The organism is Caballeronia sp. LZ003 (genome assembly GCF_031451465.1).
GTDB lineage: Bacteria > Pseudomonadota > Gammaproteobacteria > Burkholderiales > Burkholderiaceae > Caballeronia.
On sequence record NZ_JARUXJ010000004.1, the window covers coordinates 489,972 to 509,449 of the forward strand.

Here is a 19,478-nt window from a genome sequence, read left to right on the forward strand (position 1 = left end):
CTCGGGCGGCGCGTGCGCGAGTTCAAAAATCCCGATGCGCTAAGATCAACGCCTAGGCTTCATCCGCAAACTCCGCCGCCCGGCGAAAGCAAACGACCGTTCACAATCCCGAGGAAAAATCCCTGATGCTGCGCCGTGTCGTCTTCAATCAGAAAGGTGGCGTAGGCAAGTCCACCATCGTCTGCAATCTGGCAGCCATCAGCGCATCGCGCGGTCTGCGCACGCTCGTGATCGACCTCGATCCGCAAGGCAACGCGAGCCAATACTTGCTTGGCGCCGACGCCAAGGATGCCAGCCCGAATCTGGCGACGTTCTTCGAATCCGCGCTCAGTTACAGTTTTCGCGAGCCGACCTTCGACTCGTTCGTCCACTCGACGCCGTTCGAAAATCTCGACATCGTGCCGTCGCATCCGAACCTGGACGCGCTTCAGAGCAAGCTCGAGTCGCGCTACAAGATTTATAAGTTGCGCGATGCGCTCAAAGGGCTCGAAAACTACGACGCCGTTTATATCGACACGCCACCCGCGCTGAACTTCTTCACGCGCTCGGCGCTGATCGCCGTGGACCGCTGCCTCATTCCCTTCGATTGCGACGACTTCTCGCGCCGCGCGCTGTATTCCGTGCTCGAAAACGTGCAGGAGATCAAGCACGACCACAATCCGGAACTGATGGTGGAAGGCATCGTGATCAATCAGTTTCAGCCGCGCGCCAGCCTGCCGCAACAACTCGTGGACGAATTGCGCGGCGAAAATCTGCCGGTGCTGGATTCGCACTTGTCGCTGTCGGTGAAGATTCGCGAGAGCCACCAGCACGCGCGGCCCATGATCTATCTCGAACCGCGTCACAAGCTCGCGCAGGAGTATCTGGCGTTGCATACGGAGTTAAGCGGGTAGGCTCATGTCCACTCGGCTTCGTCGTCGCCGGATTGAGGCAGCGTCAGTCCCGATGCCGGCAACGGCAACGCCGTCTTGTAGCGCACCTGCTTGAGCGCGAAGCTCGAACGGATGTTGGCCACGCCCGGCATCTTCGTCAGGCGTTCGAGAATGAAGCGTTCCAGCGCGGCCACGTCGGGCAAGACGACGCGCAAGAGATAGTCGGCGTCGCCCGTCATCAGATAGCACTCCATCACCTCCGGCCGCTCGCTGATCGCTTGCTCGAAGCGCGCGAGCGCGTCCTTTATCTGCTTTTCCAGACTCACCTGAATGAACACGTTGATGCTGAGGCCGAGCGCTTCCGGGCTCAACAACGTGACGTGCTGGCGAAACAGCCCGGCCTTTTCCAGCGCGCGGACGCGGTTGAAGCACGGCGTGGCCGAAAGATTCACCGCGCGCGCCAATTCCGCGTTCGTGATGCGCGCGTTTTGCTGCAACTGATTCAATATGCCGATATCGATACGATCCAGCCGCTGCCGTGTCTGCGAACTCATGGTCGAAATATTCCGTTATTGAGCGCTTTTGAAGAATATCTACACTACAGGAAAGCGCGAAGCTAGCCAAATGAGACGCACATTTTGCGAAGCACTGGATATGCTGTGTAAAACCTCTCTTTGCGCACGCAACGACCCTGGAGTCGCGCCATGACCGATTTATCGAGCGGAACCAACCAGCTTCTTTCTCTTGCCAAGGGCCGTGAAGACACGGACCCCGACGAAACCGCCGAATGGCTGGACGCGCTCGATGCCGTCGTCAAGCACGTGGGAAAGGAGCGGGCGCAGTATCTCTTCGACCGGCTCGCCGAACATGCGCGGTCGGTCGGCGTGGAGTCGGCGCGGGCGCGGGCCACGCCGTATCGCAATACCATTGCGCTCGCGCAGCAGCCGCAGTATCCCGGGAACCTGGATGTCGAGGAACGCCTTGCCGCCGTGCTGCGCTGGAACGCGCTCGCCATGGTGGTTCGCGCCAACCGCGCTTATGGCGAACTTGGCGGGCATATCGCGAGTTATGCGTCGGCGGCGGATCTGTTCGAAGTCGGCTTCAATCATTTTTTCCGCGCGGCGGATGCGCAAAACGGCGGCGATCTCGTTTATTTTCAGCCGCATTCGTCGCCGGGCGTTTATGCGCGCGCCTATCTCGAAGGCTTTCTCAGCGAAGACCATTTGCGCCATTACCGGCAAGAGATCGCGGGGCCGGGCTTGTGCTCGTATCCGCATCCGTGGCTGATGCCCGACTTCTGGCAATTTCCCACGGGCTCCATGGGCATCGGTCCGATCAACTCGATCTACCAAGCGCGTTTCATGCGCTACCTGCAGAACCGCAATCTGCTGCAAACGGAAGGCCGCAAGGTGTGGGGCTTTTTCGGCGATGGCGAAATGGACGAGCCCGAGTCGATCGGCGCGCTGTCGCTCGCGGCGCGCGAGCAGCTCGACAACCTCGTCTTCGTCATCAATTGCAATCTGCAGCGGCTCGATGGACCGGTCCGCAGTAACGGCCGTATCGTCGATGAACTCGAAGCGCAGTTCACGGGCGCGGGCTGGAACGTCATCAAGGTGCTGTGGGGATCGGACTGGGACGCGCTCTTCGAACGCGACCGCACCGACGCCTTGCTGCGCGCCTTCGCCCATACCGTCGACGGCCAGTTCCAGACTTTCTCCGCCAACGACGGCCGTTACAACCGCGAACGCTTCTTCGGGCAGAACCCGGAACTCGCGTCACTCGTCGCGCATATGTCGGACGAGGACATCGACCGCTTGCGGCGCGGCGGTCACGATGTCCGCAAGCTCCACGCGGCCTACGCCAAAGCGCTCGCGCACAAAGGTCAGCCGACCGTGATTCTCGCCAAGACGATGAAGGGCTTTGGCATGGGAACGGTCGGTCAGGGCCGCATGACGACGCATCAGCAGAAGAAGCTCGATCTCGAGGAGTTGAAGGCGTTTCGCGACCGCTTTCGGCTGCCTTTGTCCGATGCCGACGTCGAGCACGTCAAGTTCTACAAGCCCGCCGACGATGCGCCGGAAATGCGCTATCTCCACGAACGCCGTAAAGCGCTCGGCGGTTACTTGCCGCGCCGGCGCGCACGCGCGACGCAGGCGCTCACGCCACCCGCGTTGAACACCTGGGCGCAGTTCGCGGTCGATGCCAAGGGCAAGGAAATGTCCACGACAATGGCCTTCGTGCGCATGCTCGGAAGCCTCATGAAAGACGCCGCGATCGGCCCGCGCGTGGTTCCGGTGGTCGCCGACGAAGCGCGCACGTTCGGCATGGCGAACCTTTTTAGGCAGGTTGGCATCTATTCGCCGCTCGGGCAGTTGTACGAGCCGGAAGACATGGGCTCGATGCTTTATTACCGCGAAGACACGCGCGGGCAGATTCTCGAGGAAGGCATTTCGGAGGCGGGCGCGATCTCGTCATGGATCGCGGCGGCGACGTCCTACAGCGTGCACGACCTGCCGATGCTGCCGTTCTACATCTACTACTCGATGTTCGGTTTTCAGCGCATTGGCGACATCATCTTCGCCGCGGCGGATCAGCGTTCGCGCGGCTTTCTCATCGGCGCGACGGCGGGGCGCACGACGCTCGGCGGCGAAGGCTTGCAGCATCAGGACGGTACGAGCCATCTGAGCGCATCGACCATTCCGAACTGCCGCGCCTACGATCCCGCGTTCGCCTACGAAGTCGCCGCGATCGTCGATGAAGGCATGCAGGAAATGATGGGCCGGCAAAACGACGTCTTCTACTACGTCACCGTGACGAACGAAAACTACGCGCAACCGTCCGCGCCCAACGACGCGCTCGACGACGCGACGCGAGCCGGCATCCTGCGCGGCATGTATTGCATCGGCGGTAAAGAAAGCGCGGCGCAGGTCCAGTTGCTGGGCTCCGGCGCGATCCTCAACGAAGCCATCGCCGCGCGCACCATGCTCAAGGACGACTGGAACATAGAAGCCGCCGTGTGGAGCGTGACGAGCTATACCGAGTTGCACCGCGATGGCGCGTCGGCCGAACGTATTGCACGCCTTTCCGATGTCGAGGACAACGCGCTCGAGCCCTACGTCACGCGCGCGCTCGCGGCATCCAATGGACCCGTGATCGCGGCCACCGATTACGTGCGCGCCGTGCCGGAACTCATCCGTGCTTACGTGCCGCGCCGTTACGTGACGCTCGGCACGGACGGCTTCGGCCGCAGCGATACGCGCCAGGCGTTGCGCGCGTTTTTCGAAGTGGACCGCGTGGCTATCGTGGTCGCGGCGCTCAAGGCGCTTGCCGATGACGGAACCGTCGACCGCTCCGTGCTTGCACAGGCGCGTGCGAAGTACGAACTCAGTGCGGAAGTGAGCGATGCGCCCTGGTTACGTTGAGCGCGCGGCGGCGAGCAGGGCGCGCACTTCGTCGTCGCTGGTTTGATCGAAATCGGCGTAGAACTGGCCGACGCCTAAAAAGTGCGGCGGACGCAGCACACACACGAAGTCGTCGACGGCTTCCTCGAAACGCGCTTCCGATCTCAGTGGCGCGACGGGCAACGCCGCCACGATGCGCGCGGGCCGTGCGGCGCCCGCATGACGTAACGACAGCGCCGCCGCCTTCATGGTCGCGCCGGTGGCAAGGCCGTCATCGACGATGATCGCCACGCGTCCATTCATATCGAGCGGCGGCCGTTCGCCGCGATAAAGCGTCTCACGCCGCTCGAGTTCGGCGCGCTCCCGGGCGATCACGCCGTCGAGCGCGTCTTCGGTGACGCCGGCGGCGGCGACTATGCGTTCGTCCAGATAGACGGCATTGCCGGACGCGATGGCGCCCATCGCGAGTTCGGGCTGCACGGGCACGCCGAGCTTGCGCACGACCAGCACGTCGAGTGCGGCGCGCAAGGCATCCGCGACTTCGAAGGCGACCGGCACGCCGCCGCGAGGCAGCGCGAGCACGGTGACATCGTCGCGGTCGGCATAGTCGCGAAGATACGCGGCCAGTACACGGCCTGCGTCGCGACGGCTTTTGAAGACGGAATCCATGGCAATGGGTGCTGCGGGCTGCTTACTTGTCGTTCTAGCATAGTCGTTAAAACCGCCTGCGTAGCCCGTCAAACGCGTGCCGATGTGATAAAACTCAAGGCGGAGCCGGGCGCATGAGCGCGTGTTCCAAAGGGACAGCAGGACAGCAAACTTTCCGGGCCGCGAATATGACCAACGATTCCGATTACGCCGCGCGACAGCAATCGATCATCGAGGAACTCAAGGTTTCGCCGTCGTTCGATGAAGCCGCCGAAACCGAATTCCGCATCGCGTTTCTCGCCGACTATCTGGAAGCGCAGAAGCTCAAGACCTATGTGCTCGGCATCAGCGGCGGCGTGGATTCGTCGACGGCGGGGCGTCTTGCGCAACTCGCGGTCGAACGATTGCGCGCGCGCGGCGCCGATGCGCGTTTCATCGCCATGCGCCTTCCTTACGGTGAGCAGCGCGACGAAGCCGACGCCCAGCGCGCACTTGCGTTCATCCGGCCCGACGAGACGCTCGTGGTCAACGTAAAGCCCGCAGCCGACGCCATGCTCGCTTCGCTCAACCTCTCGGGCGCGCGCTACATGGACGAGAAGCACGAGGACTTCGTGCTCGGCAACATCAAGGCGCGCCAGCGGATGATCGCGCAATACGCGGTTGCGAGCGCGCGCATGGGCGTGGTGATCGGCACGGATCACGCGGCGGAGTCCGTGATGGGCTTCTTTACCAAATACGGCGATGGCGGCGCGGATGTCCTGCCGCTTTACGGCCTCGATAAACGCCGCGTGCGCGCGCTTGCCAGATCGCTTAGCGCAAGCGATGAAATCGCCATGAAGGTGCCGACCGCCGATCTCGAAACGCTCACGCCGCAAAAGCCCGACGAAGACAGCTACGGCATCTCTTACGAAGACATCGACGACTTCCTCGAAGGCAAGCGCGTATCCGACGAAGTCTACAAGACCATCTATCGCTTTCACGACGCGACGCATCACAAACGCGTACTGCCAATAACACCTCAGGACGACTGGCGCAAGGGCGCGCTTCGCCACGCCTGAACCGCGTCCGCTTGGACGGCGGGCGCGCACCGGTTACGATATACCCGTCGATTTCATCGCAGGGCGAAACGCTTGAACTCAACAGAGACCGCGACATTCGATCTGCCGCTACCCACGCGTAACTTCGCCCTGACGCGCCGGGTGCTGATGCTCGTGCTGGCCGGCTCGGTCGTCATTCCGTTAGTCTGCCTCAGTATTTATGGCTACTACGACTACGAGCGCCGCTTTTCGGACGCCGAAGAACTTACCGAGCGCCTCTCGCGCGTTGCGAACGAACATGCCATTAAGGTGGTCGATCTCAACCAGCAACTGGAAACGCGCATCGTCGATTTACTGGGCGACAGCGACGACGCCAATATCCAGGGCCGTCAGGAAGCGCTGCATCGCACGCTCGACAGCATGAGCGGGACGCTCGCCCAAGTGGCCGCCATCTCCGTGTTCGGCGCGAATGGCGTTCTGCTGGTCAGCAGCCGCTTCTATCCCGCGCCCGCCGTATCGATTGCAGATCGTGACGACTTTCTGTCCGCCCGCGAAGTCGCGCCCGTCGCGTATTTCTCGCTGCCGCTGCGCGGCAAGGTCGCGAAGTCCGATGTCTTCACCACGACCATGGGCCGCATCAGTCGCGACGGACGCTTTCTCGGCGTCGTGTCGATCGCCCTGAAACGCGCTTATTTCGTCGACTTCTATCGCGAACTCGCGGCGAGCGACAGCGCGCTCGTCATCGGCTTGTACCGGCGCGATGGCGGCATTCTCGCGCGTTATCCCTTGAGCGACGTCGACGCGCAGCCCGCCAACAACACGCCCTTCACCAACGCCTTTCGCAATAACGAAGTCTATGGACAAGCGCGCATGAGTTCGACGGTCGATAACGTCGAGCGGCTCATTGCCTACCGGCGCGTCGGCGACTTTCCGCTCTACGTGGCGACGGGTTACGCGGCTTCCGCCTTGCAAATGCGCTGGCGTCAGCACCTCGGGCTCGTGGCCGCCATCGCGGCGCTGCCTTGCATCGTCGTATGGCTCTTGATTGCGTTCTCCATTCGCCGTCTGAACGCCGAACAGGTGGCGTGGGAGCAATGGCAGTCGGAAGTCGCTTCGCGGCTGTCGATAGAGGCGTCGAGCAGGCAATTGCAGCGCATGGGCGCGCTCGGCAATCTCGTCGCCAACGTCGCGCACGACTTCAATAACTTGCTGATGGTCGTCGGCTCGAACATGGAACTCGCGCGGCGCAAGCACTTCAACGGCGTGGAAAGCGAAGTCATTGCGGTGGAGCGTGCGACGGCGGGCGCGGAATCGCTTGCGCGCCGCCTGATGAGCGTGGCGCGCAAGCATCCGCAAAAGCAGGAGCTGCTCGATCCATCCAACTGGCTCAAGACCACGCTCGATCTCGTCAAGAGCGCGGTGCCGCCGTCCGTTTCGGTGAAGGTGGAATTGTCGCCGGACTTGTGGCGGGTAAGGGCCGATCCGGTCGAACTGGAGCTGGCGCTGGTCAACATCGCCGTCAATGCAAGCGAGGCCATGTTGCATAGCGGGCGTCTCGTCATCCGTTGCCAGAACGCGCGCGTGCGCAACGGCGAAAGCGACTTGCCCGAAGGCGAATACGTGCTCATTTCCGTGACCGATAACGGCGAAGGAATGAACGAAGAGGTATTGCGTCGCGCCTTCGAGCCGCTTTTCACGACGAAAGAGCGCGGCGCGGGCACGGGCCTCGGCTTGACACAGGTGCTCGCGGCTTGCGAGCAGGCGGGGGGCACCGCGCGTATCACGAGCGTGCCAGGCTCGGGCACGACCGTGCGGCTTTATCTGCCGCGTCATCATGCAGCGGCATCGGTGGCGGTGCCCGTTCCGGTTCACGTTCCGCCTGTGAACGTGGCGCCCGTGCCGAAGGCCGAAGCGCCGCGCCCGGCGCCATCGTTCAACGACGAAGAGCATCCGCTGCGTGGCTTGACCGTGCTCGTTGTCGAAGACAACGTCGATGTCGCCGCCGGCGTGATGGCCGTGCTCGAAGTGCTGGGCTGTGTCGTTCATCACGAAGAGAGCGCGGATGCCGCTTTTGCGCTGCTCGGCGAAGGCTACAGCTTCGACCTGATTCTCTCCGATGTGCAAATGCCCGGTCGCATGAACGGCGTCGATCTGGCCGAGCAGATCACGCAGCGACTGCCCGCGCAGAAGCTCATTCTCATGACAGGCTATGCGGACGAACTGGACCGTGCGAGGCATCTCAATGTGCCGATTCTCGCGAAACCTTTCGACATGGACGATCTCGTCGATGTGGTCGCACCGGGCGTGCCGCACTGAAGATGCCGGGCTGGTATCTTAGCCCTTGTCGTGAGTGGAGAACCCGCGCGCGCCGACGAGCGGATTGAAGCCTGCGGACTTGCGTTGGCTTGGTTCATCGCTTGCCTTCGATGAACGCGATGCCGTCCCGCTCGAGCTTTTGCTTTTGCCACCGAGCTGATCGAGCAGCGCTTCGTCGTCTTCGGGCGCTTCGTCGGATGACGCCGCAGCCTTGGCGCTCGCGCCGGCGCCCGCCGCGAGATGTTCCACCACCGACATGAAGTCTTTTTGCGCCGATCGCAGCGGGCGGCCCGGCATCATGGTGAGCACCACGGCTTCGTGCACCGAGCGATCGTCGACGGTACGCAGGGAAGCGGCTTCGCTCCAGTCGATCGCGCTGTTCGCGTAAGCCGCGATCACGTGATGCAACACGGCAGGCGAAAGCACGCCGGCGTCGTAAAGGCCGACGATCTGCCGTTCGGCGAGCGCGAACAAGCTCGATGTGACGGCCTTCGCCTTGGGCTTGCGCGCGGCCATTTACTTCGCAGCCGGCGCAACGCGCCATACGCTATTGCCGACATCATCCGCGACGAGCAACGCGCCGCTGTGGTCCACCGCGACGCCGACGGGACGGCCGAGCGCGTGGCCATCGGTGGAGAGAAAGCCTGTCAGTATGTCTTCGGGCGGACCGGATGGCTTGCCGTCATCGAACGGAACGAACACGACCTTATAGCCGCTCCTCGGCTTGCGATTCCACGAACCATGCTGACCGATGAACGCGCCGCTCCAGTAATGCTGCGGGAACGCTTTGGCATCGTAAAACGTGAGTCCGAGCGATGCCGTATGCGCACCGAGTGCATAGTCCGGCGGGACTGCCGACAGCACGAGCTCATCGCGCTGCGGCTTCACGCGGTCATCCACATGCTGGCCGTAATAGCTGTACGGCCAGCCGTAGAAGGCGCCGTCTTTGACCGAGGTCATATAGTCGGGCACGAGGTCGTCGCCGAGTTCGTCGCGCTCGTTGACCACGGTCCATAGCGCGCCGCTTTGCGGTTGCCACGACATGCCGTTCGGGTTGCGCAAGCCCGTGGCGAAGAGGCGGGTCTGCTTCGATTCGATATCGACTTCCATGATCGCCGCGCGGCCGCTTTCGGCATCGATACCGTTTTCCGCGGCGTTGCTGTTCGAGCCGACCGTCACGTAAAGCCGCTTGCCGTCCTGACTCGCGATGATGTTCTTGGTCCAGTGATGGTTGATTGGGCCAGCAGGCAAGTCGATGAACTTCTCTCCCGGTGTCGAGATCTGCGTGGCGCCCGGTTCGTACTTATAGCGCATGACGGCGTCCGTGTCGGCGACGTAGAGATCGTCACCGACTAGCGCCATGCCGAACGGAGAATGCAGCTTGTCGATGAACACCGTGCGCGTTTCCGCTATGCCGTCCCCGTCCGAGTCACGCAAGAGGACGATGCGGTCGGGACTCGGCACCGCCGCGCCCGCGCGCTTCATCACCTTCTTCATCACGAGGCCTTTGATGCCCGCGTTTGTATCGTGCTGCGCGGGCGCATTGCTTTCCGCGACGAGCACATCGCCGTTGGGAAGCGTGGCGAGCCAGCGCGGATGATCTAGACCGGTTGCATAAGGCGTAACGTTGAACCCTGCGGCCGCAATGGGCATTTGTCCTTGCTGCCAGGGCTTGGCAGGCGCGATGTTCACGGTTGGCAACATCGACTTATGCGGCGCGGGCAGGGACGGGTCCGGGCCGAAGCCAGGCGCGTAGTCGTCGGCCATTGCAGCAGTATTCGTGGCCGCAAGCGCCACGAGCAGCGCAGCGGTACGCGTGAGAGGGTGCAGGTTCAAGCTGGTCTCCAGGAGATTGGCAGGGACTGCAACGCTGAGAGTCGTCTCAGCCGCCGCCAATACCTTGCGTCACCTTGCCCGTGCCGCCGCATGTGTCGCACTTCTCGCCGTCGAGCTTGCCTGATCCGTTGCAAGCCGGACACAGGTCTTCGCCGGTTCCGGGTACGCCGGGCTCGGCTTCGTCGCCGGGGCTGAGCGGTGGGTCTTCAGTCATGGTGTCTCCTGTCTTCTTCCGTAGGTAATCCATGAGCGAGCAAGAGTCGTTCCCTCGACAAGACGGCCTCCCGCTCAGGTGTGCCCTGATGCTCAGACGAATACGCAGCACCAGCCGTTGATATAACGGCGGACAAAGTCAGCCTTGATCGATCGTGTTGCAGTGGCTCGCATTGCGCTAGACCGTGTTTCAAGGCTTGCGTCCGAATGCTTCGCGCAACCGCTTCTTGGCGCGCTCCAGCGTGCTGCGGCGTGACTTCGGCAAATTGCGCCCGGCGCGGTTGATATAAAAATTTAGCATCGCCATGGCCGATTGAAACGGCGAGCCCTTGCGACGCTTGCTTCTGGTGGACGAGCGCTTCAACGAATCCGCGATCTCGTCCGCGTTGCCGGTCTTGAAGATACTTCCCTCGATATCCATTGCGTCGCTCGTCTCCATCACATGATGCGACCAGCGTTTGGGCGAGGGTTTCGCTGTCGACTTTTTACGGGTGGTAGCGAGGCCGTGTCGCTGACGCGTGCTGTTCGATTTGCCGCGAGGCTTCGCCTTGCTCGTTCTCGTCGTGGTCTTTCGAGTTGCCATAGCCTATTCCTCTTAAGCCAAATAATTTCTGCGTTGTGTCGAGCAATGGGGCGGCGCGCCTTCGACCGTTTAGCTACTCGCAACCCGCTGTGCGGCTTCGAGCGTGATCGGCTCGCGCATGGCTTCGGCAAGCCGGCCTATGGCGGCTTCATGCCCGCATCCGACCACCGCGCGAACCTCGCCGTCTTTCAGCAGGTAAGCGATGAACTGCTGCTGATCGAGATCGCCATCTATTTCGACGTGTTCGGGTTCGCTGACGTGGCCGAGATACTCGAAGTTCTTGTCGTAATGAAAGGTCCAGAAAAATGGCACGCCGATGTATTCGCGTGCGATGCCCGCCATGTTGTACGCCGCCACGCGCGCATGTTGCTGGGCGACGCGCCAATGTTCGATGCGACCCATTGCACCGGCACGCGGCAACGGAAAGCGCGCGATGTCGCCCGCTGCGTAGAGACTCGGCGCGGCAAGCATCGACGCATCGACTTCCATGCCTTCGTCGTCGCCCATCGTGACGCCAGTGATGAAGTCCGTAGCCGGCGTCACGCCCGTTCCCGCAATCACGACATTGGCCTGTAGCCGTTCGCCGGATTCGAGCAGCACTTCGCGCACGGCGTCGTCGCCTTCGAACGCGCTGACATGCGTATCCATATGGAACGTCACGCCGTTTTGTTCATGCATGCGCTTGAACATCTCGCCGATGCGCGTACCGAACTGCTTTGCGAATGGCACCTTGCCGGGCGCGACGACAGTGACTTCAATTTTGCGCTTACGAAGACACGAAGCCACTTCCAGACCGATGAAACTCGCCCCGACGATCACGACGCGCACAGGTGATTGCACTGCATCGAGCGATGCAAGAATCTCTTTTGCATGTTCGCGATTGCGCAGCAGATGGATATGCTTCAGATTCGAGCCCGGCGCCTTGAGCGGCTTGGGCGTGCCGCCCGTGCAAACGAGCGCGGCGTCGTAATCGACTGTCTGACCGCTGGCGAATTCGGCTTGCTTGTTGCTCGCGTCGAGTCGCACGGCGCGTGTCAATTCGCGTTCGATCTTATGAGCGTCGAAGAAATCGTCGTCGAGAAGGGGTGGAACATCGTCGGGCGGCATGTCGCCGGACAGCACGAACTTGCTTAGCGAAGTGCGATCGTAAGGCTCGCGTGCATCGTCGCCAGCGAGCACGATACGCCCGCTGAAACCGGCTTCGCGAAGCGCCGCGCATGCTGCGGCGCCTGCGGCGCCCGCGCCGACGATGAGCATGGTTTTATTCGCGCCATGCTCGTCTTGCGTTTTCGGCGCTTCGGCACCGAGCGAGACAAATACATCGCCATTCGACACGGTGACCGGATAACGCGTCAGACCTTTGAGCGCCGGCGGCTCGACGAGACTGCCATCACTGATTTCAAACGTGCCCTTGTGCCACGGGCAAACGATGCGGCCGTTGCAGATCGCGCCTTCTTCGAGCGGCGCGCCTGCATGCGGACAGTCGGGTGAAAAGGCGTGCACGGCCTGACCGTCGCGCACGAGAAGAATCGGTGTTTCGCTCGCATCGTGCTTGATGCACACACGCGTGCCGTGCCCGGTGGGCAAGTCGTCCACGCGAGCGGCCTTATGCTGGGAAGGGGACATTGCACTCTCCGGTGTCTATCCCCGGAGCAGGAAGCAATTCCCGGACCGCTTGCCAGCTGAATGCTTGGATTAGAGCGCCTCCGTGACCGCGCGCAAAAACTGCTTGGTGCGTTCATGTTGCGGCGCGGTGAAGAACTGCTGCGGCGCGGCCTGCTCGATGATCTTTCCTTCTGAGAAGAAGCAGACGCGATCCGCGAAGTCTTTTGCAAAGCCCATCTGATGTGTGACCATCAACATGGTGAGGTTATGTTCGGAGCCTAAGCGCCGAATGACATTGAGGACCTCACCGCAGAGTTCGGGATCGAGCGCGGAGGTCACTTCGTCGAAGAGCATGATTTTAGGGCGCATGGCAAGCGCCCGCGCGATGGCTACGCGCTGCTGCTGTCCACCCGACAATTGCGAAGGATAGTGACCGCATTTTTCCGACAAACCGACCATGGATAGCAACTCGCGTCCACGTTCGATTGCTTCCTTCTTCGAAAGACCTAGCACGCTCGTAGGCGCTTCAATGACGTTCGTGAGCGCGGTCATGTGCGGGAACAGGTTGAAGCTCTGAAACACCATGCCGATCTTGCTGCGCACTTGCCGCACATGTCGTTGCGACGCGGGTACGAGCTTGCCGCCGCGCATCTCATGCGTGAGAGACTCGCCATCGACTTCGATCACGCCGTCGGTCAAGGGATCGAGCGTCATCAACACCCGCAGCAGCGTGGATTTCCCCGAGCCGCTCGGCCCGATGATCGCGACCTTCTCGTTACGCGCGATATCCAGATCGAGTCCATCGAGTACGGTAAGCGCGCCGTATCGCTTCGTCACGTTGCGAAAGCGCACCATCGGCGTATTGGCTTGCGCGTCGGCGGCTTCGCCTAACGACGGGTCGAGGTCTCGTTTCATCGGTTGCTCCTTGATTTCCATTACCGTGCGCCATCCGCCGGGTTAGCCATCGTGTCTCCGCGCGAAATCATGGCAACCTGACCCGCCGTTCGAGGTGACGCACGCCCGAAGCGAAGGTCACGCTGATGATCAGAAAGAAGACGCCCGTCATGGTTATCGGTTCGAGATAGCGGAAGGTTTCCGAGCCGATGTTCTTCGCCTGCTGCATCAATTCGACCACGGTAATGGCTGACAACACGGGCGTGTCCTTGAACATGGCGACGAGGTAATTGCCGAGCGCGGGAATCACGGGACGAATGGCCTGTGGCAGAATCACGCCGCCATACGTGCGCCAGGGCGACAACGACAGCGCACAGGCCGCTTCCCATTGTCCACGCGCGACGCCGTTGAGTCCTGCGCGATAAACCTCCGACACGTAACACGCATAGTGCACGGCAATGCCGATGGTGCCCGCCATCAACGCCGACATGGTGAGTCCATAAAGCGGCGCGACGTAGAAGAGCACATACACCTGAATCAAAAGCGGCGTGCTGCGAATGAACTCGATGAAGAAAGCCGTCGCCTTCGAGACGAAAACGATCTCGCTACGTCGCAGTATTGCGAGCATGAGGCCCAGCACCAGCGCGATGGCAAACCCCACGAGCGTGATGCCGATGGTGTATATCGCGGCGTGCAGCAGTTCCGGCAGGATATGTAGCGCGTATTTCACATCGAAGAGTTGACCGAATGTCGTCATGATGCGGCCCTCGGCACGACGCGACGAACGGCGACGTGACTGCTTACACGGCGCTCGAAGTGACGCATTACCGTGACGATGATCTGCGCCAGTACGAAGTAGATCAGCAGCGTCAGCCCGAAGATTTCCGCTGTCTTGAAGGTCGCTTCATCGAGTTGTCGCGCGCGGAACGTCAGGTCCGAAAGCGTGATCAGCGACACGAGCGAAGTCCCTTTGAGTAATTCGATCATGAGGTTCGTGGCTGGCGGCAGTGCGTTGATCATGGCTTGAGGCAACACGACGCGGCGCAGCCTGACCCATGCCGGCATGTTGAGTGCCAGTGCTGCTTCGTATTGTCCGCCTCCCACCGAGTGCAATGCGCCGCGCAGAATCTCGGAGCCATAAGCGCCGTAATGCAAACCCAAACCAACGATGGCCACGGTAAAGGGCGTCAACTGAATACTGAAGGGCGGCAAGGGCAGCACGAAGAACAGCCAGAACAATTGCACCAGCAAGGACGTGCCGCGAAAGACTTCGACATAGACATTGCCAAGCCAGCGCAGGGCACGATAAGGCGCTTCGCGCAGCGTCGTTGCGATGCCCGCCATGACGATCGCAAGCATGATGCTGAGCACGGCGATCTGGATCGTGACGAGCGTGCCTTTCCACATCAGCGGCAATAGCTCATTGAGATCACTCATGATGGTTCCTCGCTAAATGAACGACGCGACGCGCGCCTGTACTGAATGTATCTCTGCTCAACCGCCGCAAAGTTCAGGCGCTTTCTTCGTGGTCAGATTCGTCTTGTCAAAGCCGAACGGTCCCACCGTTTTCAGATGATCGTCCGTGCCGAGCCAGGCATGGAGTTCCTTGTTGACCGCATCGCGCAGATCGGTATCTTCGAGGCGAAAGGCGAGTGCGCCATAGCCCGTATGCTTCGGGTCGTCGTTGAACTGGCTCGTTGCTTCGACTAGCGGGCCGCCCTTCGTCGCAAGCCCCTTCATGGTGAGCGAGGTGCCAACGGCTGCATCGGCGCGGCGTGCGCGCACGGCCTGCAATTGCGCGGTGGTATCGGGCACCTGAAGAATCTGATCGTCCTTGATGCCCGCCTCGCGTGCATAACCGAGTTCCGCCGTGCCGGCCATTACTGCGAGTTTCGTGTCGCCTTGCTTGGCGACATCGGCGTAACTGTGAAGGTTTTTGGGGTTGCCCTTGAGCGTCAGCAACGTGTCGGGAATCTGATATTGCGGATCCGCGAAAGCAACCTGCTTGCAGCGCTCGGGCGTAATGTACATGCCCGCTGCAATCACATCGAAACGGCCTGCCTTGAGGCCCGGAATGAGCGCGCCCCATTCGGTCAGCACCGCATCGACTTTCTTGACGCCCAGTTTGGCGAATACTTTCTTGGCGATTTCCGGCGATTCGCCCGTCACGGTGCCGTCGGCCGTCGTATAGGCGAAGGGCGTTTCGTTCGCATAGCCGATGCGCACCTCGCCGGTGCGTTGAATTCGTTGCAAGGTGGTTTCCGCGGCAGCGCCCGCGCTGAAGGCACTCAAGCTCGCCGCGGCGACGCATGCGGCCACCAGCATTCCAGACAGTCGTTTGGTCTTCATAGCGTTTTCCGTTTATAGCGTTGGTAGCGTTCGTATGGTCGATTGCGCGCGTTCCTTGAAGGCTGCGGCTAGATCGGTCATGGAGAAAACCCTTATAGGAAGCGGTCTTCACAGGCTTTACCGCGCAGCCACCGATGCAGAATACAAAGCCATATATTTGTTCCGATTGCTCTAGGACAATTATTTTTCAAGGAGCTTTTGCGCCACTATTGCGCATGAGTCAAGCGCACGAGGAGTGGAAATTGAATCAGCGATGGCGCGAGGCCGTACGCACCGTGCAAGGCGTACAGTCGAAATACAAGCGGCTCGTCAAGGCGATGGCGCTGGATATCGAGAACGGCACACTGGCTTCAGGCGCACGCTTGCCGCCGCAACGCGAGGTCGCGGCGGACCTGGAAATCAGCGTGCAGACGGTCACCAATGCCTATAAAGAACTCGAGCGCCAGGGGCTGATTCGCTGTGAAGTCGGGCGCGGCAGCTTCGTCGCGGCGCGCGTGACGGAGACCATGTCCAACTACATGCTCGATACGGCCGAGCGCTCCGTGGTCGACTTTTCGATTGCGCGTATCGTCCATACGCCCGAACACGATGCAATGTGGCGCAAGGTCTGCGCGACGCTTGCAACCATCGAGGATCAGCCCTGGATACGCGCGTTTCGTCCGATTGCGGGTTTCGAGCATCATCGGCAAGCGGGTGTTGCTTGGCTCGAATCGCTCAACATGCCTGCGACCGCTGAGACGCTCCTAGTCACGAATGGTGCTGCGCACGGCATCTTTCTGGCGCTTGCTTCCATTGTCGGACCGGGCGATACCGTGCTCTGCGAGAGCCTCACCGATCACGGCGTCATAGGCTCCGCGAACGTGCTCGGCTTCACGCTCAAGGGACTGGAAATCGACGAACATGGCATACGTCCCGAACATTTCGAGGAAATGTGCGACAGCGAGCGCGTAAGCGCACTGGTCTGCACACCGACGCTCAATAATCCCACGGTCGCCATCTTGACCGACTCGCGCCGGCGCGCCATTGCGCGCATTGCAGAGCGATACGGCGTGTATGTCATCGAAGACGATGTCTACGGCGCGTTGCCCGCCAAGGCGCAGACGCCGATAGCAAGCCTGATCCCCGAACTGGCGTTCTATTGCACGAGCATGACGAAGTCAGTGTTAAGCGGCTTGCGCACGGGCTTCATGACCGTGCCACGGCGTCTTGCCTTGCGCGCGGAAAGCGTGTTGCGCGTATCGAGCTGGATGGCGACCTCGCCGATAGCCGAAGTCACCGCGCGCTGGATCATGGACGGCACGGCGCAACGTCTCGTGCAGATACAACGCGAGCGGCTTTCGATGCGTCAGAGTGTCGTGCGTGAAGTGCTCGGAGAATATGTGCTCGGCAGCCATCCGAACGCGCTCTCTGCGTGGCTGCGCGTGCCGGATGAATGGGAAGCGGAACGTATCACGCGCGAACTGCGCAACCGCAATATCGCGGTGACATCGCCCGATCCGTTTCTCGTGCGCGGCGCTGAGCGGCCCAATGCGGTGCGTCTATGCGTGGGCGCGGAAGTGGGCGAGGCGAGCTTTCGCACGGCCATAGAGACCATTCGCGAAGTCTTCGAGCAATTTCCGCACGTGCACGACTTCAACTAACCTCGCATGCGCGGAAATGAACTAGGACATTCAAAACGATTTTTTAGGACATTAGACTCGGTTGCACCGACACTTGCTCAATGCAATCGCGCCATGTCCGCACTCACGCTCGACGATGTTTATCGCGCACGCCAACGCATCGAAGGGCGTGTGCTCGTCACGCCGCTCGTGCAGTCGGCGACACTCTCGCGCGTTGTAGACGCACCTGTCTACCTCAAACTCGAAACGCTTCAGCCTACCGGCAGCTTCAAGTTGCGCGGCGCGACCAACGCATTGGCGCAACTCGCGGAAGCAGGGTGCAAGCGTGTCGTGACGGCATCGACGGGTAATCATGGCCGTGCGGTCGCGCATGCGGCGCGCGCGCTGGGAATCGAGGCCGCAGTGTGCATGTCATCGCTTGTGCCAGCGAACAAGGTGGATGCGGTCGCGGCGCTCGGCGCGCGCGTCGTGATTGCAGGCAAGAGCCAGGACGATGCACAAGTCGAAGCGCAACGCCTGGTGCGCGAAGAAGACTATGCGTTCGTACCGCCTTTCGACGATGCGCGCGTCATTGCAGGGCAGGGCACCATCGGTCTGGAGATTATCGAAGCGCTTCCCGACGCATCCGCTATCGTCGTGCCCCTGTCGGGCGGCGGTCTTTTCAGCGGCGTGGCATTCGCGGCAAAAGGCATGAGGCCAGGCATCGAAATGATCGGCGTATCCATGCAACGCGGCGCCGCCATGCATGCGAGCCTCGAGGCGGGCAAACCCGTTCTCGTCGATGAACTCGAAACGCTGGCGGATTCGCTCGGCGGCGGCATTGGTCTCGACAACCAGCATACGTTCGCGATGACACGTGAATTGATCGATCGCATGGTGCTCCTCGATGAGCGTTCGATTGCTCGCGGCATTGCACATGCGTATAGCGAAGAGCGGCTCGTAGTGGAGGGCGCAGCGGCCGTTGGCATCGCAGCTGTGCTGGATGGTGCCATCAGGCCGCGAGAAGGTGGGCCAGTGGTTATCGTCGTGAGCGGTTGCAACATCGATATCGATACGCACCGCCGCCTGATTGGAGCGCTTTGATGACGTCTTCAATCGATCGTTCCACCATTTTGCTAGGCGAAGCGGAGCTGCGCGAACTCGTGCCGCTCGACCTCGATGCGATCGCACAGATTGAAGCTGCCTTCCGTTCGCTTGCGACAGAAGCGGTGGCGATGCCGCCGATTCTTCGCCTCGACATTCCCGAACACGCTGGCGAAGTCGACGTAAAAACCGCTTATTTGCCGGGTCTTCTGAGTTTTGCGATCAAGGTCAGTCCTGGCTTCTTCAACAATCCCTCCCTGGGTTTGCCGAGCTTGAACGGTCTCATGCTCGTGCTTTCGGCGCGCACGGGACTGACGCAAGCCGTGCTGCTCGACAACGGATATCTCACGGCGGTACGCACGGCGGCAGCGGGTGCTGTCGCCGCGCGCTGGCTCGCAAGACATGGCGCCAAACGCGTGGCGATCATCGGTGCGGGCGAACAGGCGCGCCTTCAACTCAAAGCGTTGCGACTGGTACGCGACATCGATCACGTGACCGTGTGGGCACGCGAAGGCGAGCGCGCGTTGCACTACGCGCGCGATTGTGAAGCGGCGGGCCTTGAATGCGCTGTCGCCGATAGCGTGAGCCACGCGCTCAGGCATGCGGATATCGCCATCACCACGACACCCAGCCGCGAGCCGTTGATTCACGCCCGCGATCTTCATGCGGGCTTGCATATCACCGCGATGGGTTCGGATGCCGAGCACAAGAACGAGATTGCGCCAGACGTGTTCAAGGCGGCGCGCTACGTGTGCGACCGCTTGCAGCAAACGCGCGTACTTGGCGAACTGCACCACGCGATAAGCGCAGGGGTTATCGCCGCCGATGCATCGTTCGCCGAATTGGGACAGATCATCGCGCAGCAAGTGCAAGGCCGCATGAGCGATGACGACATCACCGTATGCGATCTCACCGGCACCGGCGCGCAGGACACGGCCATTGCAGCACTTGCGCTTGCAAGAGCACGCGCGACGCGTGCAGGAAGCATCTTTCACAACGACGTGACGCTTTGACAGAGGGGA

18 protein-coding genes are annotated in these 19,478 nt (G+C 61.4%); 7 read left to right on the plus strand and 11 right to left on the minus strand.

Annotated features, from left to right (window positions below; genetic code table 11):
• Positions 1–128 precede the first annotated feature (128 nt).
• A complete protein-coding gene (locus QCE79_RS26325) occupies positions 129–893 on the plus strand; it encodes a ParA family protein (protein ID WP_250526920.1) in 765 nt (254 codons plus the stop codon).
• A 2-nt stretch (positions 894–895) separates the two neighbouring features.
• Here the strand turns inward: QCE79_RS26325 and QCE79_RS26330 are convergent, their stop codons facing one another.
• Complete coding sequence (locus QCE79_RS26330) at positions 896–1,426, minus strand: Lrp/AsnC family transcriptional regulator (protein ID WP_244829445.1); 531 nt, start codon at positions 1,424–1,426, stop codon at positions 896–898.
• Between the two features lie 150 nt (positions 1,427–1,576).
• Here QCE79_RS26330 and mdeB point away from each other — a divergent pair, with 150 nt between their 5' ends.
• Entirely contained in the window at positions 1,577–4,294 is a 2,718-nt protein-coding gene (mdeB, locus tag QCE79_RS26335; RefSeq protein WP_309848864.1) for an alpha-ketoglutarate dehydrogenase, read from the plus strand.
• On the opposite strand, the gene QCE79_RS26340 is transcribed toward mdeB, so the two are convergent.
• The gene (locus QCE79_RS26340; protein WP_309848867.1) at positions 4,286–4,942 is read right to left on the minus strand and encodes a phosphoribosyltransferase family protein; all 657 of its coding nucleotides are present in this window, start codon (positions 4,940–4,942) and stop codon (positions 4,286–4,288) included. The two genes, mdeB and QCE79_RS26340, sit on opposite strands and share 9 nt — an antisense overlap.
• A 167-nt stretch (positions 4,943–5,109) precedes the next feature.
• Here QCE79_RS26340 and nadE point away from each other — a divergent pair, with 167 nt between their 5' ends.
• Both nadE and QCE79_RS26350 read left to right on the plus strand, forming a co-directional pair.
• Entirely contained in the window at positions 5,110–5,979 is an 870-nt protein-coding gene (nadE, locus tag QCE79_RS26345; protein WP_309848869.1) for an ammonia-dependent NAD(+) synthetase, read from the plus strand.
• A gap of 72 nt (positions 5,980–6,051) precedes the next feature.
• Complete coding sequence (locus tag QCE79_RS26350) at positions 6,052–8,274, plus strand: ATP-binding protein (RefSeq protein ID WP_309848870.1); 2,223 nt, start codon at positions 6,052–6,054, stop codon at positions 8,272–8,274.
• An 18-nt stretch (positions 8,275–8,292) separates the two neighbouring features.
• Here the strand turns inward: QCE79_RS26350 and QCE79_RS26355 are convergent, their stop codons facing one another.
• The 9 genes from QCE79_RS26355 to ehuB all read right to left on the minus strand — a co-directional run bounded on the left by QCE79_RS26355 (position 8,293) and on the right by ehuB (position 15,754).
• Positions 8,293–8,790 carry a hypothetical protein gene (locus QCE79_RS26355; protein WP_309848873.1) on the minus strand — a complete coding sequence of 166 codons (498 nt, stop codon included), beginning with the start codon at positions 8,788–8,790 and terminating at the stop codon, positions 8,293–8,295.
• Positions 8,791–10,041 carry a sorbosone dehydrogenase family protein gene (locus QCE79_RS26360; RefSeq protein WP_309850598.1) on the minus strand — a complete coding sequence of 417 codons (1,251 nt, stop codon included), beginning with the start codon at positions 10,039–10,041 and terminating at the stop codon, positions 8,791–8,793.
• A 115-nt stretch (positions 10,042–10,156) separates the two neighbouring features.
• Complete coding sequence (locus tag QCE79_RS26365; RefSeq protein WP_250467298.1) at positions 10,157–10,324, minus strand: hypothetical protein; 168 nt, start codon at positions 10,322–10,324, stop codon at positions 10,157–10,159.
• A gap of 189 nt (positions 10,325–10,513) precedes the next feature.
• Positions 10,514–10,906, minus strand: coding sequence for a DUF3175 domain-containing protein (locus QCE79_RS26370; protein WP_309848875.1), 393 nt, complete (start codon positions 10,904–10,906; stop codon positions 10,514–10,516).
• Between the two features lie 69 nt (positions 10,907–10,975).
• On the minus strand, positions 10,976–12,532 hold the full coding sequence (locus tag QCE79_RS26375; protein WP_309848877.1) for an FAD-dependent oxidoreductase: 1,557 nt from the start codon (positions 12,530–12,532) through the stop codon (positions 10,976–10,978).
• A gap of 69 nt (positions 12,533–12,601) precedes the next feature.
• Positions 12,602–13,426 carry an ectoine/hydroxyectoine ABC transporter ATP-binding protein EhuA gene (gene ehuA, locus QCE79_RS26380; RefSeq protein ID WP_284503357.1) on the minus strand — a complete coding sequence of 275 codons (825 nt, stop codon included), beginning with the start codon at positions 13,424–13,426 and terminating at the stop codon, positions 12,602–12,604.
• A gap of 67 nt (positions 13,427–13,493) precedes the next feature.
• Complete coding sequence (gene ehuD, locus QCE79_RS26385) at positions 13,494–14,162, minus strand: ectoine/hydroxyectoine ABC transporter permease subunit EhuD (RefSeq protein WP_309848880.1); 669 nt, start codon at positions 14,160–14,162, stop codon at positions 13,494–13,496.
• On the minus strand, positions 14,159–14,842 hold the full coding sequence (gene ehuC / locus QCE79_RS26390; RefSeq protein WP_309848882.1) for an ectoine/hydroxyectoine ABC transporter permease subunit EhuC: 684 nt from the start codon (positions 14,840–14,842) through the stop codon (positions 14,159–14,161). Before ehuC ends, ehuD begins: the two co-directional genes overlap by 4 nt.
• Positions 14,843–14,899: 57 nt before the next feature.
• On the minus strand, positions 14,900–15,754 hold the full coding sequence (ehuB, locus tag QCE79_RS26395; protein ID WP_309848885.1) for an ectoine/hydroxyectoine ABC transporter substrate-binding protein EhuB: 855 nt from the start codon (positions 15,752–15,754) through the stop codon (positions 14,900–14,902).
• 215 nt (positions 15,755–15,969) lie between these two features.
• Between ehuB and QCE79_RS26400 the strand changes: the two genes are divergently transcribed.
• From QCE79_RS26400 to QCE79_RS26410, 3 genes are all read left to right on the plus strand, one after another.
• Positions 15,970–17,394, plus strand: coding sequence for a PLP-dependent aminotransferase family protein (locus tag QCE79_RS26400; protein ID WP_250467292.1), 1,425 nt, complete (start codon positions 15,970–15,972; stop codon positions 17,392–17,394).
• Between the two features lie 93 nt (positions 17,395–17,487).
• Positions 17,488–18,456, plus strand: a complete 969-nt coding sequence (gene eutB, locus QCE79_RS26405; protein WP_309848890.1) for a hydroxyectoine utilization dehydratase EutB — start codon at positions 17,488–17,490, stop codon at positions 18,454–18,456.
• The gene (locus tag QCE79_RS26410) at positions 18,456–19,469 is read left to right on the plus strand and encodes a cyclodeaminase (protein WP_309848893.1); all 1,014 of its coding nucleotides are present in this window, start codon (positions 18,456–18,458) and stop codon (positions 19,467–19,469) included. The genes eutB and QCE79_RS26410 overlap by 1 nt, the downstream gene beginning before the upstream one ends.
• The last annotated feature ends 9 nt before the right edge of the window (positions 19,470–19,478 follow it).